Below are 23177 nucleotides of genomic sequence, written 5' to 3' on the forward strand. Positions count from 1 at the left end.
CTGCCTGGTGCCCGGCCCTCCGGTGCGGTGTGCTGAGGCGAACCCGAGCTCGTCGGCAGGAGGTACCCGGTGACCGCAGTGGAAGAGTTCACCCTCGCCAGGGTGTTCGACGTCGTCCACCCCGAAACGGGCCCGGGATTCGAGCCCGGCCATCCGCGGATCGAGGACCCGGCGGAACTGCGGGCGCTCGTCGCGTACCTGGCCAGTGGCACACCGGTCCTGAGCACGCCGTCCTTGCTGGACGACGTCGTCGACCGGGACCGGACCGCGGCCGTGCCGTCGAATTTCCTCACCGACGGGACGTGGATCTGGACCGACGCCGTCACCTACTACCTGGAGCACCACGGGCTGGCGCCGGAGCCGGGTCTGCTCGGCCACCTCAGGGCGCAGGGGCCGTCGGCGGGGCCGGTGCCTTCCGACGTCGTCCGGCGCGCCGCCGGTTTCGTGCTCGAACCACCGGCCACCGAGGACTTTCCTTCCGGTCGTTCTGCTGGTGGTTGTTCATGGTGAGCGGGACACGAGTGCCGTTTACTGATTCCAGAATCGCAGAAACCGCTCAACACCAAGGAGTTGACGTGTCGCTACGAATCCAGGGTTTCCACGGTCGCCCCGCCCGGTCCGAAGAGGACATGGTGGCCGTCTACGTCTCCCGCGACGACATCCGTGACCTGGACGCGGGTGAACTCGGCGGCCGGATCGCCGCGGCGGCCGGGCTGCCCAGGGCACGCGGATCGGAAGTCATCGCCGAATTCGAACCCGCGCCCCGCTACACCATCCAGGACGTCCTGCTCGGGCACATCACCTGGGAGGAACTCACCCGCACCTCGGCCTGACCGGCGGGCTAGGAGGCGTTGAGATGTTCGGCCAGCATTTCCCGGAGCTTGCTGCCTTCGGACCGGCCGAGCCGATCGCAGAGACCCATCGCGCGTTCCCGGTCGGCACGGGCCGAGGCCGGATCGCCCATCTCCTCCGACAGCGCCGCCCTGTCGCAGAGCGTGTCGATCTGAGCCTGTGTCAGCCCGATGCGCTCGTAGAGTCCCTCGGCCTCGGACAGGCGGCGGCGCGCGTTCGCGTGGTCGCCCCGGCGGCGCAGGAACCGTCCGGTCTGCTGGAGCGCGCGAGCCTGGCCCATGGCCGCGCCGTGCAGGCGGAACAGGCCGAGTGCCGTCTCGCACTGGGCGAGTGCCCGATCGAACGAGTCGAGCGCGGCCAGGTTCTGGGCCGAACGCAGCAGCATGTACGCGTAGTTGGTGTCGTCCACGGGAGTGCGCGAGCCGCCGTGTTCCTGCGAGAAGTAGCGGACACAGACGTCGAACTCTTCGGCGGCGTCGTCGAACCGGCCGTTCCGGTGCCAGTACGAAGCCCGCATCGTCCTGGCCACGTGGACTCCGAGCGGATAGCCCGCCTCTTCGAACAGGCGCGTCGCTTCGTCGAACAGCTCGGGCGGCGTGGTGCGGGCGTCGTCGCGGGCTTGGGCGTTGGTCAGGTACACCCGGGCCCAGCCCTGTTCGCGACGGTCGCCCGCCTCCACCGCGGCGTCCCAAGCCTGCTCGGTCATCTTGGCGGACTCTTCCGCCTGATCGCACAGCGTCGCCAGCACCCAGGACAGATAGTTCCGGTGGACCGCCTCGTCCCGCCGGCTGCCGATCGCGATGGCCGAATTCACGGCGAGTTCGAACACGTCGTACCAGGTACTCGCGTTCCCGCCGATCTCCGAGTACCAGTGCATGGCTTCGGCCAGATCGAGGACCTGGCGGTGGTCACCGCGAGCAGCGAGGCTTTTGACCGCGGCGAGCCAGTTCTCCAGTTCGATCTCCAGCCATCTGCCCGCTCCGGGGGGATCGCCGAACGACGGCGTCGCGACCGGGAGCGGGCTGATCCCGTCGGTCGGATGGAAGTAGCGACCCGCCGCCGTCGCGGTGCGCACCAGCCAATCGGCCAGCCGGTTCTCCGCCGCCTCGACGACGCCGGGGGTTTCCTCCCTGGCCAGCCGTTCGGTCGCGAACACCCGCAGGAGGTCGTGGAACTGGTACCGGCCGTTCTCCTGTGACGTCTGCAGCAGGCTCGCGTCGGCCAGTTCCTCCAGGTAGACGGCGGCGTCGTCCTCGTCGGAGGCTTCGACGAGCGTCATCGCGGCCCCCACCGAGAAGTCCGCCGACGGGACGAGCGACAGCCGCCGGAACACCGCGGCGGCGTTCGGGCTGAGCTGGCGGTACGACAGTTCGAACACGCTGCGCACGTCGAGGTCTCCGGCGGTCAGCGTGGTCAGCCGTCTGCTGCGGTCCCGGAGCTGATCCACCAGGCGCGACAGCGGCCACGTCGGACGGCTCGCCAGCCGGTTGCCCGCGATACGCAGCGCCAGCGGCAGCCGTCCGCACAAGGCGACCAGTTCGAGCGCCGCCTGCCGCTCCCGCGCGATCCGGCCCGCCCCGATGATGGTCGACAGCAAGGCGACGGCGTCGTCCTCGCCGAACACGTCGAGGGGGAGCCTGCTCGCGCCTTCCAGCCCGACCAGCATCTGGCGGCCGGTGATCAGGGTGAGACACCGCGGCCCGCCGACCAGCAGCGGCCGCACCTGGGCTTCGTCGGCCGCGTCGTCCAGGACGATCAAGGTGGCCCGGTCCAGCAGGAGGGAGCGGCACAGGCTCGCCCGGTCGTCGGGGTCGGCCGGGATGCGGACGGCGTCGACGCCCAGCGAGCGCAGGATCAGATGCAGCACGTCCGCCGGGTTCGCCGGCTCGGCGGACATGCCGCGCAGCTTCAGGAAGAGCCTGCCGTCGGGGAACTCGTCGGCGAGGTTGTGCGCCACGCGGACCGCGAGGGTGGTCTTGCCGGTTCCGGGAGGCCCGCTCAGGATGGCGACCCGCCCCGAACGGCGGCGGCCGTCGCCCAGATCGGCGGAAAGCGCGCGCAACGCGTCGAGATCACGTTCACGCCCGGTGAGGTCGTCGACGTCCGTCGGCAGCAGACCGATCAACGGTGCTCCGTAGATCCCGGCCGGCGCGGGAGCGGGGGCCGGCTGAGCGCGGCCGAGCCTCGCGGCCTTCTGCAGGCCGGTCAGCTCCTCGTCGGTCAGGGACAGCGGCGCGGCGAGTGCTTCGATCGTCCGGCGTTGCGGGCTCTTGGCGATCCCGCGCTCCATGTCGCTGATGGCCCGGACACTCACCCCGGACCCCTCGGCGAGCTCCTCCTGCGTGAGCTCGGCGCGAACGCGGTAGCCCTTCAGCAGCGACTTGAAAGTCGTGGCTGCCCTTCCCAAGGCGGCGTTCGTCATGGGCCGAATTATCCATGCCCACCCAGCGGGATCAACTCGACCTTGCCGCTGTCAGGACGGCGTCCCGTACCGGGTGGCGATCGCCTCGGCCCGGTCACGAAGGGAAACGCGTATCCAAGGCGGGGCAAGGGCTTCCGCGTCCGCGGCGAGCTGCCACAACGCCCATTCGGCGTGCCGCGCGTCCTGGAAGGTCACCTCCAGCCGCAGTCTGCCGTCCTCGTCGGTTTCCTCCGTGAGGACGGCCAGCGCGGTGTCCACCAGCTGGTCTCGCCGTGCCGGATCCACCCGCACCTCGACCGCGACCTGGTCCCCGCCGGTCCGGAACCGCGTGCCGCGTTCCTGCCAGGTCCGGTCCAGATCGACCCGCTCCGCTCGTTCCGCGGGTTCGGGGAGTTCCTCGGCGGCCCGCAGCCGGGACAGCCGGTAAGTGCGGTCCTCGCCGGACCTCGTGGCCAGCAGGTAACCCTGATCCCGGACGGTGACCAGGCCGATCGGGTCCACCGTGCGCCACCGCGGTGCCTGCCCCGAGGCCGCGTAGTGAATGCGCAGCTTGTGCCCGGCGAACACCGCGCGCCGGACCTCGGCGACGATGGCGTCGGGTACCTCCTCGGCGACCACCCGGCGCGAGAGGAGATCGGTCTCCGGATCGATGAGCAGCCGCCGGGCGGCACCCGCCGCGGTGTCCCGCTGCCCCTCCGGCAGCGCGTCGATCACCTTGAGCATGGCCGAGGCGAGCGCGGAACCGAGGCCGAACGCCTGCGCGCCACGCCGGGATCCCGCGATCAGCAGCGCGAGCGCCTCGTCGTGGTTCAGCCCGGTGAGTTCCGTCTGGAAGCCGGGCAGCAACGCGAAACCGCCGTGCCTGCCGCGTTCGGCGTACACCGGGACACCCGCCGCCGACAACGCTTCGATGTCGCGCAGCACGGTGCGGGTGGAGACCTCCAGCTCGCGGGCGAGCGTGGTCGCGGACAGCCTGCCCCGGTGCCGCAACAGCAACACCAAGGAGACCAGCCGGTCGGCGCGCACGCGAAAACTCTAGCGGAATACACGACACAGGATGTCGTGTATTCGCTGCGAGGCTGATCTCCATGACAAGCAGGACTGTGGCCACTGAGCCGAACGATCTGGGCAGGTTCTTCATCGAACGAGGCAACGCGGGCGATGTCGACGGGCTGGTGGCGTTGTACGAACCGGACGCGGTACTGGCGTTCCCGCCGGGCAACATCGCGAAGGGGCACGCGGAGATCCGCAAGGTGTACGAGGAGTTCGTCGCGGCCGCGCCGGAACTCCTGCCGGGCAGGCAGCACCCGGCGCTGGCGGGCGGGGACCTCGCGCTCACGGCGTCCACGCTGACCACCGGTGAGACGACCGTCGAGGTCGCCCGCCGTCAGCCGGACGGATCCTGGCTCTGGGCGCTGGACCAGCCGGTGTTCGTGCCGTAGGGGAAGACGGGGGTGTCGCGAAAGCCACTTTCGGGACATTGAAGGTCTCGAAAGTGGCTTTCGCGACCCGCCCAGATCGGACCGGCGGGCCGTGGACCGGTCAGGCCGTGCAGTTCCTGGCCGTGCCCGTGTTCACCTTGGCACCGGTGAACTCCTCGATGATCGCGATGTTCTCCGGGGCGTAGTTCTTGGCGACGATCTTGGCCACGTTCGCACTGCCGAGTTTGGCGGCGTGGGGCGCGGATTGATCCAGCCAGTAGGCCGTCCGAAGGAACTCGATGAGCACGAATTCGCGTAATTCGGGCTGGGCCTTGATCTTGGCCCAGTAATCGGGATGCTTCGTCTTGGCGACGCGCAGGTACAGCTGGAGGTAGCGCAGGTTCGTGGCCGCGATGTCGCGGGAATTGCTCGCACCCACTCCTTGGATGTACTCGGCGACGACGGTCGCCGCGGGCAATCCCATGAGCCCGGCGTTGAGTTCCGCGATGACGCCTTGGATCCGGTACGACCCCTGCTGCTGGTCGCGCAGGTAGATGTCGTCCATCGAACGCGTGAGATCGTCCGTGATCAGCGGCAGTATTTCGCGGCGGGGGAATCCGCCGTGGATCGGGACCTTCATCGCCTTGCGGGAAGCGTCGATCCAGGCGGAGACGTACACGTCCCACGAGGTTCTCGACGGATCCAGATCCCACATGTGGGTCTCTTCGTGGATCGCCACCATCAGGGACTCGGCGAGCGCGTTGAAGCTGGTCTTGTTCACGAACTGGCTGAAGTACTTGTCCTTGGCCTGGGCGATCGCGAGGGCTTCGCCGCTGGGCCAGCGCCGCTTGTACACGGCCTGGATCGTCTGCAACCACTTCGTGGACTGGAAACCGGCCTTTATGTCACTTACATCGGCTTTCGGTTGTACGGGTTCTTCGTAACAGAAGGGAGCCGCCGTCTCTTGAGCGGCGGCGGAGACGGGGAATGGGGAGAGGGACAGGACGAGGCACGCGGTCAGCACGGTAATGCGATTTCGGCGCATGAATTCCTCGGTTCACGGTAGGGTTTTCCGTGGTCGGACGGAAGTGTCCCCTATCGATCACCGTCACTTCAATGATCCGGCCGGTACTGCGGCTGGACAGGCTAGGAATTATGGCGGCGAACGGGCTATACCGCGGCCAGCCTTGATCGGCGCATGCTGTAACCAAAGTAGATGAGAAGGCCGAGCGCCATCCAGCCGGCGAAGACGATCCAGGTGGCGCCGTCGAGGCTGAGCATCATGTAGCCGCAGCACAGCACCCCGAGGATCGGCGTGACGGGGGAGAACGGCACCCGGAACGAGCGCGGCGCATCCGGCTGACGGCGCCGCAGCAGCAGCACGGCGACGTTCACCAGCCCGAAGGCGAAGAGCGTGCCGATGCTGGTGGCGTCGGCCAGCTTCCCGAGCGGGATGAACGCGGCCAGTGCCGCGACGAAACCGGACACCACCAGTGTGTTGATCCGGGGCGTGCCGCTTTGGGGATCCACTTTGGACAGCGAGGCGGGCACCAGGCCGTCGCGGGACATCGCGAACAGGATGCGCGTCTGTCCGTAGAGGACGGTCAGCACGACGCTGGAGATCGCGACGATCGCGCCGACGGCGAGCAGCCCGGCCCACAACGGGTTGCCCGCCACGACGCCGAGCACATGCGAGAGCGCGGCTTCCTGGCCGTCGAACTCCTGCCACGGCAGCGCGCCGACCGCGGCCACGGCGACCAGGCAGTACAGCACGGTGACGATGGCGAGCGAGAGCAGGATCGCCCGCGGCAGGTCACGCTGCGGGTTCTTCGCCTCCTCGCCCGCCGTGGACGCCGCGTCGAAACCGATGTAGGAGAAGAACAGTTTCGCGGCGCCGGCGCTCAGCCCGGCCAGTCCGAGCGGCAGGAACGGGGTGAAATTCGCCGCCCGCACCGCCGAGAACGCGATCGCGCAGAACAGCACCAGCGTGCCGACCTTGATCACGACCATGATCGCGTTGGCCCGCGCGCTCTCCTTCGCGCCGGACAGCAACAGGAACATGGCGAGCAGCACGACGACGATGGCCGGGACGTTGACGATCCCGCCCGACCCCGGCGGCTGGCTCAGCGCGTCGGGGATGGCGAAACCGAACGTCAGCCGCAGCAGTTCGTTGAGGTACTGCCCCCAGCCGACGGCGACCGACGCCACCGAGACGCCGTACTCCAGCACCAGGCACCAGCCGCAGACCCAGGCGACCAGCTCGCCGAGTGTGGCGTACGCGTAGGAGTAGGACGAACCGGACACCGGGATCATTCCGGCGAGTTCGGCGTAGGAGAGCGCCGAGAACAGCGCGGTGACACCGGCGAGCACGAACGACAGCACGACCGCGGGACCGGCCACGGGCACCGCTTCGCCGAGTACGACGAAGATCCCGCTGCCCAGTGTGGCGCCGATGCTGAGCATGGTCAGCTGCCCGAGGCCGAGGGAGCGCTTCAGCGTGCCGTGATCACTTTCGGTGACCAGGTCGGCGACCGGTTTACGCCGCACCGCCGCGGCTCGCAAATTCATGACGACGACCGTATCTGCCGCCTCGGAGGCCCTCGGGCCCGGCTATCGCCCGGTGAGTTGCCGGTCATGCGTCCTGCGCCAGACCAGCAAAGAGAGCACCGCGCCGCACAGGCAGAGGAACATGTCCCATTGGGTGTCCCAGACATCCCCTTGGGTGCCCAGGAAGTCGTCCGCGCCGGAACCGGCGAGGAGTGCGCTGGACCACTCCACGAATTCGAAGCCGGCGGCGATCGACAGGCAGACACAGACGGTCAGGAACGCGACCCAGCCGCCGGGACGCAGCGGTGTCCGCCGCAGCAGCACCTCGCGGACGGCGATCGCGGGGACGAAACCCTGGACGAAGTGGGCGAACCGGTCGTAGTTGTTCCGCTGGGTGCCCAGCCAGTCCTGCACCCACTCGCCGGCCGGGGTCTCGGCGTAGGTGTACTGCCCGCCGTAACACAGCACGAACGCGTGCAGCACCAGCAGCCAGCAGAGCAAGCGGGTCAAGGGAAAGCGTTTGCGCAGCGCCATCACCAGCGGCAGCCCGATCAGCACCCAGACGACTTCCAGCAGCCAGGTGCCGGGGGATTTCGCCTGGACGCCGGTCGCCACGAGTACCGCGAGTACCGCGCCGGCCAGCAGGGTCCCTTCCGTCCGGCCGACACCGCGCACCATGGGAGGGACCCTACGTCGACAGGTTCCGGCTCGCTCAGTTCAGCTTGCGCATGTCGGCGGGCAGGCCGCCGCCGGCGTAGACGTCCTCGGCGAGCTTCGCCAGCGCGGTGAGCGCGACGTTCTGGCTGAACGGCCCGTAGGACACCCGGGAGACGCCGAGCTTCTGCGCGGTGGCCAGCGAGATCGAGCCCGGGACGCCGATCAGGTTCACCTTGCGCTCGCCCAGCGCCTCGACCAGCCTGCCGACCTGGGTCTCGTCGAGTTTGCCGGGCACGAAGACGTTCGACGCGCCCGCGTCCAGGTACGCGCGGCCCCGGGTGATCGCGTCGGCCAGCACCTCCTCGGGGTCACGGTCGCCCGCCCGGAGGAAGGCGTCGGTGCGCGCGTTGAGCACGAAGTCGATACCGGCGGACTGGGCGGCGGCGACCGCGGCCTCGACGGCCTTGACCGACTCGGCCAGCGGTTTCATCTGGTCTTCGAGGTTGCAGCCGACCGCGCCGGCCTCGATCGCGCGGGCGACCGTGCCGCCCGGGTCGCCGTAGCCGGCTTCCAGGTCGGCGGTGACGGGCAGGTCACCCGCGGTCCGGACGATGAGGGCGACCTCGGCGATCATCTCGTCGCGGGGGATCACCTCGCCGTCGGGGTAGCCGCGGGCGGCGGCGATGCCGTGACTCGGAGTGGCGAGCGCTTGTGTGCCAGGGGTTTCGGCGACGACCTTCGCGGTGATCGCGTCCCAGACGTTGACGACGAGCAGCAGTTCGGGGGCGGCGTGCAACTCCTGCAGCCGCGTGGCCTTCTCGGCGTTGGAAACCATGTCTTCAATCTAGTGCCCGAGTCGTCGGTTCGTGTCTCACGCGCCGCTTCCCAGCCACCGCAGCGTTTCCAGCGCCACAGCCACGTCCACCGCGTTCTCCGCCAACGGCCGGGGGAGCAGTTCGTCGGCCCGCGCCAGCCGCCGGACGACGGTGTTGCGGTGGGTGTAGAGCCGTTCCGCGGTCCGCGTCGTGTTGCCCAGTTCGTGCACGTAGGTCCGGACGGTCTCCCGGGTTTCGGCGTCGGCGTGCCGGAGTTCGCCGAGGGTGTCCGCGATGAACTCGCCCGCCTGCGCCGGATCGCCGGTGAGCAGCGCGAGCAGCTGGATATCCTGGTAGCGCGCGATCTGCTGCGGCGAGGTGAGCCGGGCGAGCATCCGCTGGGTGGCGGCGGCGTCCAGGTGGCTGCGGCGGAAGCCGTCGATCCCGCTGCCGGGCCGGCCCAGCGCGATCCGGACGTCCGCGTGCGGCGCGAGGTCTTCGGCGAGCAGGTCCGTGCGCGGCGGCGTCCGGCCGGGCAGCCAGACCCACAACGCGGCGGCGCTGGCGACGACGGTCAGCCGGTGTGAAGCGCCGCTGGCCCGCATGAGCGTTTCCGCGGCGGTTTCGAGCTGCTGGGACGACGGGGTGGCCGAGCCGCTCCAGACGATCGCGGCCGTATGCGGGCCGGCGAGCGGGTAGCCGAGCTGGGCTTCGGCACGCGACCGGCTGATGGGCGCGCCTTCCAGCAGCAGCGTGACCGTCGCCCGCCGTTCGGCGTGGGCGCCGCGGGTCAGCTCCGTGCGTTCGGCGGCCATGCGTTGCGACACGGCGGCGACGGTGTCCTCGATGAACGTGGTGATGGACAGCGACGAGACGTCGAGCAGTTCGCGGAGCAGGACCGGATCCGACGTGAGGTCGAAACAGATCTCGATCCACCGGCGCCAGGCCACGCCCTGCGCCCGCCGGTAGGCGTCGAGGCCGCCGGAGTCGAAGCCGCGGCGCACCATGTCGCGGGCGCCGTCGAGCACCTCCTGGTTCAGGTTGGCGGAGACGCGTTCGCCGGGACGCTGCACGTTGGCGGCCGCCCAGTGCAGCAGATTCGCCAGATTCGCGCGTTTGGTCCCCTCGGTGAGCACGGGGTCCTCGGCGACCGCGCGCATGCTGTCCCCGCCGAGGGAGGCCTCGTGCAGCTCCTCGATCCATTCGGCGCGAGGATGCAGCACGATCTCCGCGCCCTGCCGGAAGAGGTCACGTGCCTCGGGGGACAGGGTCGGCCACGGCGATGCGGCACTTTGCACCATCCGGCCATCATGATGGTGCAGATAGTGCTAGCGCAAATCCCCGCCCGCCCCGCATCGTGGAGAGAACCGAGACGAGGCTGGAGTACCGCATGACGACGAGCACACCCGTCGAGCACCTCGACGTGGTCATCATCGGTGCCGGGATTTCCGGGATCGGGGCCGCGCGCTACCTGAAGACCGAGAACCCGGGCAAGACGTTCGCCATCCTGGAGGCCCGCGGCACGTCCGGCGGCACCTGGGACCTGTTCCGCTACCCGGGCATCCGCTCCGACTCCGACCTCCACACCTTCGGCTACGAGTTCAAGCCTTGGCGGGACAAGCAGTCCATCGCCGACGCACCCCGGATCCTGTCGTACCTGCGCGAGACGATCACCGAGAACGGGATCGAGCCCAGCATCCGCTACCACCACAAGCTGCTCTCGGCCGCCTGGTCGAGTGACGAGGCGCGCTGGCTGCTGGAGATCGAGCGGACCGACACCGGCGAGCGCACCCGCCTCAGCGCGGGCTGGCTGTTCAACGCGGGCGGCTACTACCGCTACGACGAGGGCTTCACCCCGCACTTCGAGGGCCGTGACCGCTTCGCCGGCGAGATCGTGCATCCGCAGCACTGGCCGGAGGACCTCGACTACGCGGGCAAACGTGTCGTCGTGATCGGCAGCGGCGCCACCGCGGTCACCCTGATCCCGGCGATGGCGGGCACCGCGGCGCACGTGACGATGCTGCAGCGCACCCCGACCTACGTCATGCCGGTGCCGCGCGAGGACAAGATCGCGAACGGGCTGCGCAAGATCCTCGGCGACGAGCGGGCGTACGCGCTCACCCGCCGCAAGAACATCCGCAAGGGGCTCGCGGTCTGGCAGTTCTGCCAGAAGTTCCCGAAGACCGCCCGCGGGCTCATCCGGTATGTCAACAAGAAGCAGCTTCCCAAGGGCTATCCGGTCGACGAGCATTTCAACCCGCCGTACGACCCGTGGGACCAGCGGCTGTGCGCCGTGCCCGGCGGCGACCTGTTCGCCGCGATCCGCAAGGGGCAGGCGGACGTCGTCACCGACAAGATCGCGACCTTCACCGAGAAGGGTGTCCTGCTCGAATCCGGGCGCGAGCTGGAGGCGGACATCATCGTCACCGCCACCGGCCTGAACCTCCAGGTGTTCGGCGGGGCGGCGCTGAGTGTCGACGGGAAACCGGTGATCCTGCCGGAAACCGTCGCGTACAAGGGAATGATGCTCTCCGGCGTGCCCAACGCCGCGTTCGCGATCGGCTACACGAACTCGTCGTGGACGCTCAAGATCGGCCTGCTGTGCGAGCACTTCTGCCGTCTGCTGACCCATATGGACACCCACGGCTACGACGTCTGCCGTCCCGTCCTCGCCGATCCGGACATGCCGACGAAGCCGTTCCTGGACTTCGCCGCCGGATACGTCCAGCGCGCGCTCGACCAGCTCCCGCGTCAGGGCGACCGCATGCCGTGGCTGACGTCGATGAGCTACCACTCGGACATCAAACTGCTGCGCGCCGAGGACATCACCGATCCCGAGCTGCACTTCTCCCGCGCCAAGGTCCGTGAGGCGGTGGGCTCGTGACCGACAGCTTCGCCGACCTGCCCGGCGGCCCGCGGCTCTGCTATCGCGAGGACGGCCCCGCCGACGGTGTGCCGCTGGTGCTGATCGCCGGCCTCGGCCTGGACCTCACGTCGTGGCCGCGGCCGATGATCGAGGGGTTCACCGGCCGCGGCTTCCGTGTCATCCGGTTCGACAACCGGGACGCGGGCTGCTCGGATCGCATCAAGGCGCCGAACCCCGGCAAGCTCCGGCAGCTGCTGGCCAAGCCGCTGCCCGGCGCGTACGACCTGGGCGACATGGCGGCGGACACCGTCGGCCTGCTGGACCACCTGGGCATCGGGAAGACACATCTGGCCGGTATGTCGATGGGCGGCATGATCGCCCAGACCGTCGCCGCCCGGAACCCCGGCCGGGTCCTGTCGCTGACGTCGATCTTCTCCACCACCGGCCATCGCCGGGTCGGGCAGCCGGCGAAGTCGACGTTGGTGCGCATGGCGCGGCGGCCCGCCCAGACGGTCGAGGAATCCGTGACCGGGCACCTGTCGCTGATGGGGCATCTCGGTTCGGCCACGTTCCCGCTGGACAAGGACGTCGAAACGGCCTGGGCCGAGGGACTGTGGGAACGAGCCGGGGGACGGCGCGCCCGCAGCGGTATCGCCCGCCAGATCGGCGCGATCCAGGCCAGCGGCGACCGCACCGCCGAACTCGCCCGCATCACCTGCCCGACGGTCGTGGTCCACGGCGACATCGACCGCATGGTCCACCACAGCGGCGGGCGCGCGACGGCGAAGGCCATCAGCGGTGCCCGTTACGTCGAAGTCCCCGGCATGGGGCATCACATCGCCCCGGATCTCGTCGACCGGCTCGTCGAGCTCACCGCCGAAGTGGCCCTCGACCCGGCAGGAGAAACCCGATGAGCGGCGTTCGTGGCAAGGTCGCCGTCGTCACCGGCGCCGGTTCCGGCATCGGCCGTCAGCTGGCCCTCGAACTCGCGCGGCGCGGCGCACGGCTCGCCGTGTCCGATGTGGACGAAAGCGGGCTGGCCGAGACCGTCGCCGAGGTCAAGGCCTTGGGCGCGGAAGTGCAGGGCGCCACGCTGGACGTCAGCGACCGGGTGGCCGTGCGGGAGTACGCGGCCACCGTCGCCGGGCAGTTCGGTGTGGTGCACCAGATCTACAACAACGCGGGGATCGCGGGCGGCGGGCAGACCGTGCTCGACGCCGAATGGGAACTGTACGACCGCACCCTCGCGGTCAACCTCTTCGGCGTCATCAACGGCACCAAGGCCTTCTTGCCGCATTTGATCGACTCCGGCGACGGCCAGGTCGTGAACATCTCCAGCCTCAACGGTTTCATGGCCCAGCCGAAGCTCAGCGCCTACTGTGCCAGCAAGTTCGGCGTCCGCGGGTTCACCGAGGCGCTGCGCACCGAGATGATCGCGGGCAGGCATCCGGTGCGGGTCACGATCGTCCACCCGGGCGGCGTCAAGACCGGCATCGCCTCGGCGGCGTTGAAGGAAGCCGAGGCCCGCGGCATCGAGCCCACCGCCGAACAGCGGGAACGCGTCCGGGTGTACAACGAAAAGCTGCTGAAGATGCCGGCGGATCAGGCCGCCCGCATCATCGTCGACGGGGTCGAGGCGGGGAAACCGCGTGTGCTCGTCGGAAACGACGCGAAACTGGTCGACCGGCTCGTCCGGTTGCTCCCGCGGCGGTATCCGAAACTGATCGTCGACTTCGAACGGCGGCGCCTCGCCCGCTAGCCCTCGACGCTCCGGTGCCCGAACAGGCCGAGCAGCCAGGTGTAGCGGACGGCTTCGCGCGCCTGTTCGTAAGCGTCTTCGGTGCCTATCCAGATGGCCTGTGTGATCAGCTCGATGGTGGCGGCGACGACCGTCCGCGCGGTGAACGGCGGCGGTGACGGCAGCGCGGGGTCGGTGGCGCGCAGCCATTCCGCCGTCCGGTCGAAGACGGCCTCCCCGGCGCGCAAGGTCTTCTCCCGCGCTTCGAGCCCCGCGTCGCCGAGCGCGTAGATCTCCAGCAGTGCGGCGCGGACGGCGGTCGGCCGTCGATGCACGTAGTCGACGAGGAAATCGCAGCAGACGGCGACGGCGTCCAGCGGGGTCGCGGCCTCGGCGCCCGCGGCGACGCCCTGCGTGATGAACTCGGTGGTGATCTCGCGGTAGGCGGCGAGGAACGCGTCCTGTTTGCCGGTGAACTGCTCGTAGAACGAGGTCCGTGACACGCCCGCCGTGGCGGTGATGTGGCCGACGGTGGTGGCGACGTAGCCGTGTGCGCCGGTGTTCTCCAGTACCGCGTCGATCAGCCGGGCCCGCTGGGTTCCGGCGACCTCGTCGCGGCTGAGGTTGTGCGGCCCCTTCGGCAGCTTGCGGTGCTCGGTCACGTGCGGCACCGTACCGGTCGCGGAAATCCGTGAAGGCCTCCTTCCCTACTCTCAGAGTTGGGAAGGAGGCCTTCACGGACCGGGCGGTCAGCTGACCGGCACCTCCGGGGCAAGGGAGTTGCCGGGCGCGATCTTCCCGCAGCTGGACGGCGCGGTCTTGCCCGCGAACCGGTCGTTGAGCCAGCCGATGGCCTGCGGCGCCCAGGCGACGGCCGCCCCGACGTGGCTCAGCAGGTTGTACTGGTCGTACTTGATCGACTTGTTGCCGGTGTCGCAGTACTGCCGGGCGAGCGAGCGCACGTCGCCGGCGACCATCACGCCGTCACCGGTGCCGATCCCCGGTGGGTTGCCGAAAGTGCCTTCTACGGCACCGTTGTTGCCCTGCGCGATGTAGCCGGGCACGGTGGGCGTCGGCGCGGAGCCGAGGTTGATCTTGTTCACGGCCTCGACGTACGGCAGCACCTTGTTCGGGTTCGTGTACTCGGGCTTGACGAATTTCTCCCACGTCAGCCCGGGATAACGGCCGAGCGCGTCGACGATCGACGCCTTCTCCATGTCCTTGAGCACCTGGAGCCCGTACGAATTCGCGTACGGCTTGAGATCGATGTCGAAGGACCGCGAGACCCCGATGAGCGCCATCGGGATGACTCCGGTCCACGCGACGCTGCCGTTGACGTATTTGAGATTGTGCGACGGCTTGACGAGCACTCCGCCTTCGGTGAACCCGACGAGGTTCTTGTTGACCTCGGGCGCGTAATCCGGCGCGAGCGCGGCCGCCCAGCCGGTCGCGATGGCACCGCCCGAATAGCCGATGAGCCCGAACCGGGTCTTGTCGTTCATTCCCGTCCCCGGCGACCTGGTCGCGGCGCGGATGGAATCGAGGGTGTTCGTCCCGTATTCCGGCCCGGCGGCGAAATTCGCCTTCTGGCCTTCGGTGTCGGGGATGACGACGTTGTAGCCCAGCAACAGCGCGGGCGCGATGAACAGCGACTCGGCGTTGGCGATGAGGCCGCCGAGCGAAACGTCACCGGCGATCGCCCTCGACGGGCCGTGCTCGGGATTGAGCGAATCGTAGAACGATTGATACGAAACGGCTTTGGTGCTGTCGCCGGTGAGGCTGCGCAGCACCGAGGTGACGTTGGCGGACGGCTTCCCCTGCGCGTCGGTGGACCGGTAGAGCAACTGGGTCACCTTGAGCGGCGTGGAAATGCCGAGGACGTGGTAATTGAGCGTCCGGGTCTTCAGCACGGTCCCGGGGCTGTACGACGACAACGGTTCGCCGCCGTCGTAGCTGTAGAACGGATCGGTGGCGGGGGCGGCGGAAGCGGCTGGCGCGGCGGCGAAACCGACGATGATGGCGATCGCGACGGCCAGCAGGCGAGCGGGCTTTCGGGTCATGACTCCCCTTTGAATCATGAAGTGGATCACGTTTGGATTCCTGGAACCTACCAGCCGGTAACCTGTGATGTACAGAGACGTACATGATTTTTTGTCACGCTCTTGATCTCGCCGCGGAGAGGGGACGTGAGCAAGAGAACACCGGTTGGGGGCTGGATTTGACGGCGCGCACGTACGACTGTGGGAAGACGCGGTCGTGCCAAGAGTGGGGTGGTGGCCTTGCCATGACGGACCCGGGCGATTCCGACACCCGCGGAGGGGATCGCGAACTCGAGGGTGACGCCGATCTTGTTCGAGCATATGAAGACGGCGCCACGATCACGCAACTGGCTGCGCGTTTTGGAATGACCTACTACAAGGCGCGGGCCGCACTCATGGCGGCGGGTGTGACGCTGAGACAGGTGGGGCCGACGACTCCGTCGGCCCCACCTGGTCTGGTTCAGGCTTATCTCGATGGGGCGAACATTCACGATGTGGCGAAGAGATTCGGGCTGAGTTTCGGGGTCGCCCGAAGGATGCTGCTGCAGAACGGAGTTCAGCTGAGACCCAAGGGTGGCGGGGCCCAGGGGGTCGAACGTGGTGGGCCCGCCTAGTTCTCCGCCTGGCTACATCGGATCAGTACGTCCGCCACCAGTCGAGGTTCGTCAGCGCGACCGTGGTGACGAACAGCAGGGTCAGTGCGGGCGCGGACGCCAGGTACTTCTTCAAGGTGCTCCTTGGGGATTCGGGAGATGCGTATCCGAGCTCCAGTGGTTCAATCATCTCGGATATGTCAAACCTAGAGCGGTGCGGGGAGCGCGTCAACGACCCGAGGCGCTGGCTTGCCCACTTTGCCGACACGCTCTACTGTCCGTGGGGCCGGGCACCGCGCGCTCAGCTGCGGTTTCAGCCGGAAGGCGGACGCTCGCTGCCCTTCTGCGACCCCGCAAGGATCACCGCTTTGAGTGATTTTCATCGAGCTGCCGGGACGGCGGCAGCATAGCGACCGTGTCCTCGTCGCCTCTTCGTCTGGCGGCTGGGATGGTAAGCGGTTCCTTGCCGAGTTCGGCGATCCTCGGCTCGATTTCGGCCGCCTTGAAGTGGCGCCCCCGGTCACGGTAGAGCCCTGCAGCGCGCTCCAGGACTTCACGGGCGTCAGGGGTGTTTCCCCGGTCCGCGAGAATATTGCCCAGCGTCGCGAGGGCCCGGGCTTGTCCGGTGGCATTGTTGGTGCGCAGAGCGAGGTCGACGGCGTGGTCGGCGTATTGAAGGGCCTCGCGGTCTTTGAGTTGTGCATGTGCGAGGCGCGCGAGAACGGTATACAGCTTCATGGTCGCCGGCAGATGGTGGATTTCGTCGGCCATTAGCAGGGCCTTATTGCCGTGAAGAGCGGCTTCGTCGTATCGACCCAACTGGGTCAAGACACTCGCCAAAGCCGTGTGGACGACCATCTGCCCGGAGGTGTCGCCCGTTTCCCTGCGAAGACCCAGCGCGCGCCGGTAGTGTTCGACGGCGGTTTCGTGCTCGCCCACCTCCTGGAAAGCGTCGCCCAACCTGTGCTCCGCGGTGCCGAGATGGCCGGGGTCGCGTACGACGTGCGCCAACGCGAGGCACTCGCGATACCGTGTGAGTGCCTCTTCCGCGCGGCCCGCGTGGTGGTGGCGCCGGGCCATGTTCAGGAGAACGGCGAGCCTGCCGAAATCATCCCCTTGACGGCGGACGAGGTCGTACGCGGTTTTGAGGAAGCGATCCGCCGTCTCGTCGTTCCCGAGGAGCATGTGGACCTGGCCGAGGTCGTTGAGAGTGCTCGCCTCGGCCTCCGGCTCTCCGGCGGCGGCGGCCGACCGGGCGGCGATCGTCAACCCGTTCACGATGTCGTCGTAGAAGCCGTACCGGTCGTAGATATCGCTGGTGACATGGGGGATTCGCCAGGCGTACTCGTGGAGGCCGTGGTGATGGGCGTGCTCGACCAGTGCGTTGAGGTTGCTCCGCTCGTTCAAACACCATTGCCGAGCGGCGGAAGGGGAATCGAAGTCCAACGGCGCGGTGCCGGGTTCGGGCGGGATCATCGGTGGCCGCGGTTTGTGTGGGTGCACCGTCGCGTGCGCGTTGAAGGCCGTGTGCAAGTAGAAAGACAGTAGTCGCTTTCGGGGCTCGTCTCCGTCGTTTTCACGGTCCGCGAGAGTCGCCGCGTAGCGGTGCAGGATGTCGTGCATGCGATATCGATCCAGATCGCCGGGGTGCTGGATCAGGTGCGCGGCGAACAGCGCGTCGAGCGACCTTCGTGCGGATGGAACGCTGATCGCGCCTGCCGAGGCGAGAGCCGCCGGGCTCATCTCCGTGCCAGGGTGCAGACCGAGCAGGCGGAACATGCGCCGCTCGGTCTCTTCGAGTAGGTTGTAGGACCACGAATAGGCGGCCTGTAGATGGATTCCGTCGCCGTCGTCGCCGATCGTCAGAAGGGTTTCCGCGTCCTTGAGCTGGTCGGCCAGGGTGCGCAGGCGTAGTCCGCCTCGAGTGGCCGCGCGATCGGCCACGATGCTCAAGGCGAGTGGAATGCGGTCACACGACCGGGCGAGCGCCTCGAGGACTTCGGGTTCGTGCTGTCCGCGGTTACGCATGCGGTGCGCCAGCAGCTCGCACGACTCGGCGGGAGACAACGGCTCGAGCGCGACCGAGGGGACGTTGTGCAGAGCTGTCAGCGGGGTCATGCGACGCCGGGACGTGAGAATCACCGTGCACGGGGCCAGCATGTCCAGCAGGGGCTGGACATGGGCGAAGTTCTCCACGTTGTCCAGCACGACGAGCGAGGGTCTCCGGGAGAGGATCGTGGCCAGTTTCGCCATCCGCCCGGCAGGGCTGACGATCCGGTCGACGGGGAAGTCGAACGCCGAAAGCAGGGCATCGACGACATCGGTGGCTTCCAGACGCGGAGTCCGGCTGAATCCGTGTAGATCGAGCATGATCACGCCGTTGGCGAACCGCTCCGCGGCGCGGTGGGCCCAATGTCCGATGGTCGTCGTCTTGCCGACGCCGGGCGGCCCGGTCACGCAGACGATCGTCGCCAGTGGAGCCCCGGTGGTGTCGATGGTCAAGGAGTCGAGCTTCGTCAGGACTTCCTCGCGGCCCACGAAACGATCGATGTCGCGCGGCAACCGTCGCGGCCGTACGACGCTTTCCTTGACTTTCTCTGGTTTTCTGTCTGTTGTTCCGGTTGTGATCCGGAGAGCTGCCGGAATCGAATCCGTGAGTTCGCTATGGAACTTTCGGAGCTCGTCGGCGGCCTGCTCGTCGCCGTCGTCGCGGAACGCTCGATACCTTCTCAGGTAGATTGCGTTGATTTCCCCGTGGCGTCCTGCGGATTTCAACGCCTGTAGGCGGAGTTTGGCGAAGCTCAGTTCGTCGGGATGGTCGCGATCGAGTTCGTCCAGCCGTTGAAGGGCGGCGACCGATTGTCCGGTAACGATCAGTTCGTTGAGCAGGAAAGTGTTCGCGGGTATCCAATCCGAGTTGACGAACGACGTGCGCCAGTCTTCCGCGGGTCTGGTCGTGAGATCGGCCAGCGGATGTTCCCGCCACAGTCCCACAGCCTCCGCCGCGGCCTCGCATGCGCGCCGGTGCTCGGCGCTGTCGCCGAACGACCTGGCGTCCTTCATCGTCTTGCGGAAGGCGACGTAGTCGATCAACGACGGGTCGACATCGAGGGTGTAGCGGCCGTTCGCGGTGACCAGTGTCGCGGGTGCGCGCGTCTCCCGGAAAAGCTGGCGAAGACGGGTGACATATTGGTACATCGTAGCCCGTGGGTCGCGTGGACGTTGTTCTCGCTCGTCCCAAACCCATTCGACTACGTTTTCGATGGAAAGGCGTCTTCCGGGACGCGTCAACAAGGCGGCGAGGATGCCCTGTTCACGTGGCCGCCCCCAATTCACGGCCAAATTCCCGTGCATTCGCACTGTAGTCTGCCCGAGAACTCCGAAGGCAACTTCCATGACAGCCCCTTCCCTTCGGCAGTGTCGCTGCCGCCCCTCGCCTCACTTACCAGTTTCACATTCTTTTTGGTTTCGAACCAGCGTGACCAGTGTGGATCGCCCGAGGAGTGATCCATTGTCAGGTTCGTCAACCGCGGTACGAAAGGTTGATGTCAGGTGGACCGGTCACTCTCGCTCTCACATTCGACGGCCGAGAGGGGTTGCTCGTGAGCAGGGAGATGTGGATCCGGGGTCCGGTCGGGACGGGCGCGGAGGCGCGGGTGACGCTGGCGGGATGCCGGACGGCACTCGTGACCGTCCCGACGGTGACCGCGGGCACGCGGTTGCTGGACATCGTTCCGTTGCTTGAATCGGACCACCGGGTCCAGGTGGTGTTCACCGTTCCGCACACCACGGACCAGTGGCTGGGGGTGGAGGAATTCGTCCGCGCACAGCACGGGTTGCTCATGCCGTGGGGGCAGGCTGTCCACCACACGTTCGACCTCGTCCTGGCGGCCAGCCATCGCCATCTCGAACAGATCCGGGGACCGATCCTGCTGGTCGGGCACGGAGCCGGGACGATGAAGTCGTACTTGTACAGCCGTAAGGCGGAGACACCGGTGCTGCCCGCCACGGGCCTCGATCGTGAACTCCTGACCTATCGCGGCCGGATCCTTCCCTCGGTCCTCGTACTGGGCACCGAGGAGGAGCGGGCGGCGCTCGGGTCGCTGTGTCCGGAAGCGCTGCCCGTCGCCGTGGTGGCAGGCGACATCTGCCTGGACCGGATGACCGACGGCAGCCGGTTCCGCGAACACTACCGGCGGGCGCTCGGGGTGAAGCCGCGCCAGCGATTGGTGACGATCAGCTCGACGTGGTCGACCGACTCGATCTTCGGCCGGTTCCCGAACCTCTGCAAGGCGGTTCTCGACGCTTTGCCCGCGTCACGATATTCGGTCGCGGCGGTGCTGCACCCCAACGTATGGACCGTCCACGGACGCAGGCAGGTGACGGCCTGGCTCTCCGACTGCGTCGAGGCCGGGCTGCGACTGATCCCGCCGGATCACGGCTGGCAGGCGACCATGATCGCCTCGGACTGGGTGATCGGTGACCACGGTTCGACCACCGCGTACGCCGCCGCCATCGGGCGCCCGGTCACCATGGCCGCCGAGCCAGGCGACCGGCTGCGCCCCGGAAGCATCGCCGATCTCGTCAGGGAGAACGCTCCGGCCCTGAAGACGGGGCCGCTACCCGCTCAGGAGGACGAGGCGATGCGGCGTCGGGAGCGCCTTTCCTCGATCGTCGGGGCGGCGATCAGCTCCAGGCCGGGCCAAGCGGCCAGCATCCTGCGGTCGGCCATGTATCGACTACTGGGCCTGCCGGAGCCGGAGTGCCCGCCGGAAGTCTCGATGCTGCCCGTTCCCCTGCCGATAGAGGAGTGAGCCATGGGCATCGTGTACGCCGTCCACAGCCTCGCGCTGGGGGTGGCCCGCCTTCGCCTGCGGATCAACGGTCGTGACGGCGATGTCCTCGCCGTCGCGGTCGATTGTGTGCCGAACGCCTGGGCGACGGCAGGGGACATGTTGCTCCTGCGGGACGGGCAGACGGCCGATCAGGCTCAGGCGACCGCCGAGGCGGCGTTGGGTGGGTACCCCGGTGCGACCGCCGTGATCGTGGTCCACCCGCACGGCTGCGTCATCGCCGGCCGGACGAGGACGGCGGTGATGGCGGCGAAACCACGCCGACGCGACCAAGGGGATTGGAGCTCACGACTGAGTTCCGTCGCCGAGCGTGTGGGTATGGCCCAGCTCGCGGTAGAGAGCCCGAGCTTCGGCGAGGTGGCCGGTGGCTTCCTGCTCTCGGCCGCACTGGAACTCGACACGACCGAGAGCGGTCAGGATTTCGGCGGTGTAGTAAGGGGAATCAAGTGTTCGGACTGTCCGCAGTGACTCGGTCAACCTGACGATCGCGTCTTCGGTGCGACCTTCGTCGGCTTGGATGGCGGCGAGCGCCATGACGGATCGAGCGTGCTGGGCGGCATCGCCGAGCTCGGCCATCACGGTCGCCGCAGCGGTCAGCTCGATCATGGCTTCGCTGTACCGGCCGAGTTTGGCGAGCACTTCACCCTGCCGGCGGCGGCACAACGCGACCCCGCGGGGAATGCCCAGTCGCTCCTGGAGATCGGCCGCCTGACGGTAGAAGTCAAGGGCGCCTTCGAGATCTCCTCGTCCTCGTGCGGATCTGCCCAGCTGGGAGAGCGCGGTCGCCTGAGTGGAGCCGTGATTCTCTTGCTGTCCTAGGCGAAGCGCGACCAGGTTCTCTTCGGCGGCCTTGTCGTACCAGCCGAGCTTGGCATAGGCGTAGCCGAGTTGGGATCTGAGCCGCGCCTGCACCAAGGGCAGGTCGGCCCGCGTCGCGGCCAGTACGCCCCGCTCGTTCATCGCGATCCACGGCTGATAGTCCCGGTGGTGCAGGAAGAAACCCCACGATCCCTCGCAGAACTGCCACACGATGTCGTCCCAGTCGTGCTCCGCCGCCTCGCTGAACACGGCGCGGATCACGGACTGGTGTTCGCGCCACCAGGCGAGCCCGTCGGCGCGCTCGACGAAATCTTTCGACCGCCGTGCGCGAGTGGCGTACCGGGTCCGATGCGGATGGATCGCCTCGTCGGCGGCCAGCACCCGGTCGAGGTACCAGCCGGCGAACGACCGGCCGAGCCGTTCCCGCTCGTCGATCGGCAAGGCCGTGGAGGCGCGGGCACGCGCATCACTGTGCAACACCATGTGCTGGACGAAGCGGTCTTCACCGGCTTCGGTCAAAAGGTTCGCTTCGATCAATTCGTCGACATCGTCCTCGACTGAACCGACCGGACGCTCCAGCGCGGCGGCCAAGGGCTCGGTGGACACGAAAGGCCCGGGGTGCACTCCGCACGCCAGGTAGACGCGGGCCGCGCTCTGCGGTAGCCCTTCGTAGACGACTTCGAAGATCGCGTTCAAGGAAAGCGCCTTGTCCGCGGATCTGCCGCCCGTCGACGTCCACCGCGAGTAGGCGGCGGCCTCACGGGCAAGTGTTCGCCGCGGTCGGGTTCTGAGACGGGCCGCCGCCACCGAGAGGGCGAGCGGGAGCCCGCCGCACGACGACACGATTTCCGTGGCGGCGGGGGGATCGGCCTGGAGGCGTTCGGTTCCGGTATACCGCTCGAACAGCGTCCGTGCCTGAGCATCGGTGAGGGGCGGGAGATCGACGAACTGTGCCCCGTCGATACCCAGATCGGTCAGCCGCCACCGGCTGGTGACGAGGACGACCGTCGCCTGGCCCGCGGGCAGAAGCGGGCGGACCTGGGCGACGGACGCGGCGTCGTCGAGTAGCATCGCCATCCGTCGCGCGGCGGTGACCGTGCGGAACGTCGCCGCGCGCTGGTCGAGGCTCGTCGGGATCTCCGCCGGAGAGGTTCCGAGTGCCGTGAGGAATCCGTGCAGGACTTCGCCGGGATCTTCCGGTGGTTGCTCGCGGGCTCCACCGAGGTCGCTGTAGAGGATGCCGTGGGGAAACTCGTCCGCCTTGCGCTCGAGCCAATCCAGGGCCAGCGAGGATTTGCCGACTCCGCCCACCCCGCTCACGACCACCAGCCGACGTCCGGTGCCTTCGCGCCAGATCAGGTCGAGCTCGGCGGTGAACCGCTCCCGTGCTTCGAACACAGCCGGTGCGGCGGGGATCTGCCAAGGCCGATCCGCGGGAACTCCGAGGTCGGCCGGGGCGGTCATCGTCCGACCCCACCGCTATTCCAGACTGCTTCCGGCTGTTGCGAACGCCGTCCCACGTAGTCCATGCGGTGTCCCCCCGTTTGGTCTCCGA

Annotated in this window: 19 protein-coding genes; 8 read left to right on the forward strand and 11 right to left on the reverse strand. The window is 68.1% G+C overall.

Annotated elements, in window-relative coordinates:
- Nucleotides 1-69 precede the first annotated feature (69 nt).
- Both ACIBTM_RS36715 and ACIBTM_RS36720 read left to right on the forward strand, forming a co-directional pair.
- Nucleotides 70-510, forward strand: a complete 441-nt coding sequence (locus tag ACIBTM_RS36715) for a hypothetical protein (protein ID WP_395881765.1) — start codon at nucleotides 70-72, stop codon at nucleotides 508-510.
- Between the two features lie 65 nt (nucleotides 511-575).
- Entirely contained in the window at nucleotides 576-833 is a 258-nt protein-coding gene (locus ACIBTM_RS36720; protein ID WP_395881766.1) for a hypothetical protein, read from the forward strand.
- An 8-nt stretch (nucleotides 834-841) separates the two neighbouring features.
- On the opposite strand, the gene ACIBTM_RS36725 is transcribed toward ACIBTM_RS36720, so the two are convergent.
- Both ACIBTM_RS36725 and ACIBTM_RS36730 read right to left on the reverse strand, forming a co-directional pair.
- Nucleotides 842-3274: an ATP-binding protein gene (locus tag ACIBTM_RS36725; RefSeq protein ID WP_395881767.1), complete on the reverse strand. Its 2433-nt coding sequence runs from the start codon at nucleotides 3272-3274 to the stop codon at nucleotides 842-844.
- A 51-nt stretch (nucleotides 3275-3325) separates the two neighbouring features.
- Nucleotides 3326-4300: a helix-turn-helix transcriptional regulator gene (locus ACIBTM_RS36730; RefSeq protein ID WP_395881768.1), complete on the reverse strand. Its 975-nt coding sequence runs from the start codon at nucleotides 4298-4300 to the stop codon at nucleotides 3326-3328.
- A 77-nt stretch (nucleotides 4301-4377) separates the two neighbouring features.
- Here ACIBTM_RS36730 and ACIBTM_RS36735 point away from each other — a divergent pair, with 77 nt between their 5' ends.
- Nucleotides 4378-4716 carry a YybH family protein gene (locus ACIBTM_RS36735; RefSeq protein WP_395881819.1) on the forward strand — a complete coding sequence of 113 codons (339 nt, stop codon included), beginning with the start codon at nucleotides 4378-4380 and terminating at the stop codon, nucleotides 4714-4716.
- Between the two features lie 100 nt (nucleotides 4717-4816).
- On the opposite strand, the gene ACIBTM_RS36740 is transcribed toward ACIBTM_RS36735, so the two are convergent.
- The 5 genes from ACIBTM_RS36740 to ACIBTM_RS36760 all read right to left on the reverse strand — a co-directional run bounded on the left by ACIBTM_RS36740 (nucleotide 4817) and on the right by ACIBTM_RS36760 (nucleotide 10015).
- On the reverse strand, nucleotides 4817-5551 hold the full coding sequence (locus ACIBTM_RS36740; RefSeq protein WP_395881769.1) for a hypothetical protein: 735 nt from the start codon (nucleotides 5549-5551) through the stop codon (nucleotides 4817-4819).
- Between the two features lie 314 nt (nucleotides 5552-5865).
- Nucleotides 5866-7263: an amino acid permease gene (locus tag ACIBTM_RS36745; protein ID WP_395881770.1), complete on the reverse strand. Its 1398-nt coding sequence runs from the start codon at nucleotides 7261-7263 to the stop codon at nucleotides 5866-5868.
- Between the two features lie 42 nt (nucleotides 7264-7305).
- Nucleotides 7306-7920 (reverse strand): DUF2238 domain-containing protein, encoded by a 615-nt coding sequence (locus ACIBTM_RS36750; RefSeq protein WP_395881771.1) that lies wholly within the window; start codon nucleotides 7918-7920, stop codon nucleotides 7306-7308.
- 34 nt (nucleotides 7921-7954) lie between these two features.
- Nucleotides 7955-8734, reverse strand: a complete 780-nt coding sequence (locus ACIBTM_RS36755) for an isocitrate lyase/phosphoenolpyruvate mutase family protein (protein WP_395881772.1) — start codon at nucleotides 8732-8734, stop codon at nucleotides 7955-7957.
- Between the two features lie 36 nt (nucleotides 8735-8770).
- Nucleotides 8771-10015 (reverse strand): PucR family transcriptional regulator, encoded by a 1245-nt coding sequence (locus ACIBTM_RS36760; RefSeq protein WP_395881773.1) that lies wholly within the window; start codon nucleotides 10013-10015, stop codon nucleotides 8771-8773.
- Nucleotides 10016-10104: 89 nt separating this feature from the next.
- On the opposite strand from ACIBTM_RS36760, the gene ACIBTM_RS36765 reads away from it, so the two are divergent.
- Genes ACIBTM_RS36765 through ACIBTM_RS36775 form a run of 3 tightly spaced genes read left to right on the forward strand, consistent with a single transcriptional unit; the run spans nucleotide 10105 to nucleotide 13339 of the window.
- A complete protein-coding gene (locus tag ACIBTM_RS36765) occupies nucleotides 10105-11598 on the forward strand; it encodes a flavin-containing monooxygenase (RefSeq protein ID WP_395881774.1) in 1494 nt (497 codons plus the stop codon).
- Nucleotides 11595-12494, forward strand: a complete 900-nt coding sequence (locus ACIBTM_RS36770) for an alpha/beta fold hydrolase (RefSeq protein WP_395881775.1) — start codon at nucleotides 11595-11597, stop codon at nucleotides 12492-12494. The genes ACIBTM_RS36765 and ACIBTM_RS36770 overlap by 4 nt, the downstream gene beginning before the upstream one ends.
- Nucleotides 12491-13339, forward strand: a complete 849-nt coding sequence (locus ACIBTM_RS36775; RefSeq protein WP_395881776.1) for an SDR family NAD(P)-dependent oxidoreductase — start codon at nucleotides 12491-12493, stop codon at nucleotides 13337-13339. Before ACIBTM_RS36770 ends, ACIBTM_RS36775 begins: the two co-directional genes overlap by 4 nt.
- Here ACIBTM_RS36775 and ACIBTM_RS36780 read toward each other — a convergent pair.
- Nucleotides 13336-13980: a TetR/AcrR family transcriptional regulator gene (locus ACIBTM_RS36780; protein ID WP_395881777.1), complete on the reverse strand. Its 645-nt coding sequence runs from the start codon at nucleotides 13978-13980 to the stop codon at nucleotides 13336-13338. The genes ACIBTM_RS36775 and ACIBTM_RS36780 overlap by 4 nt on opposite strands.
- Before the next feature lie 87 nt (nucleotides 13981-14067).
- Entirely contained in the window at nucleotides 14068-15378 is a 1311-nt protein-coding gene (locus ACIBTM_RS36785) for a lipase family protein (protein ID WP_395881778.1), read from the reverse strand.
- 374 nt (nucleotides 15379-15752) lie between these two features.
- On the opposite strand from ACIBTM_RS36785, the gene ACIBTM_RS36790 reads away from it, so the two are divergent.
- Nucleotides 15753-15971 (forward strand): helix-turn-helix domain-containing protein, encoded by a 219-nt coding sequence (locus tag ACIBTM_RS36790; protein WP_395881820.1) that lies wholly within the window; start codon nucleotides 15753-15755, stop codon nucleotides 15969-15971.
- A gap of 339 nt (nucleotides 15972-16310) precedes the next feature.
- Here the strand turns inward: ACIBTM_RS36790 and ACIBTM_RS36795 are convergent, their stop codons facing one another.
- Entirely contained in the window at nucleotides 16311-19148 is a 2838-nt protein-coding gene (locus ACIBTM_RS36795) for an ATP-binding protein (protein ID WP_395881779.1), read from the reverse strand.
- A gap of 398 nt (nucleotides 19149-19546) precedes the next feature.
- On the opposite strand from ACIBTM_RS36795, the gene ACIBTM_RS36800 reads away from it, so the two are divergent.
- Nucleotides 19547-20764 (forward strand): hypothetical protein, encoded by a 1218-nt coding sequence (locus ACIBTM_RS36800; protein WP_395881821.1) that lies wholly within the window; start codon nucleotides 19547-19549, stop codon nucleotides 20762-20764.
- Nucleotides 20765-21088: 324 nt separating this feature from the next.
- Here the strand turns inward: ACIBTM_RS36800 and ACIBTM_RS36805 are convergent, their stop codons facing one another.
- A complete protein-coding gene (locus ACIBTM_RS36805; RefSeq protein ID WP_395881780.1) occupies nucleotides 21089-23086 on the reverse strand; it encodes an NB-ARC domain-containing protein in 1998 nt (665 codons plus the stop codon).
- Nucleotides 23087-23177: the final 91 nt, after the last annotated feature.

Source organism: Amycolatopsis sp. NPDC049868, from assembly GCF_044461365.1.
Lineage (GTDB): Bacteria > Actinomycetota > Actinomycetes > Mycobacteriales > Pseudonocardiaceae > Amycolatopsis.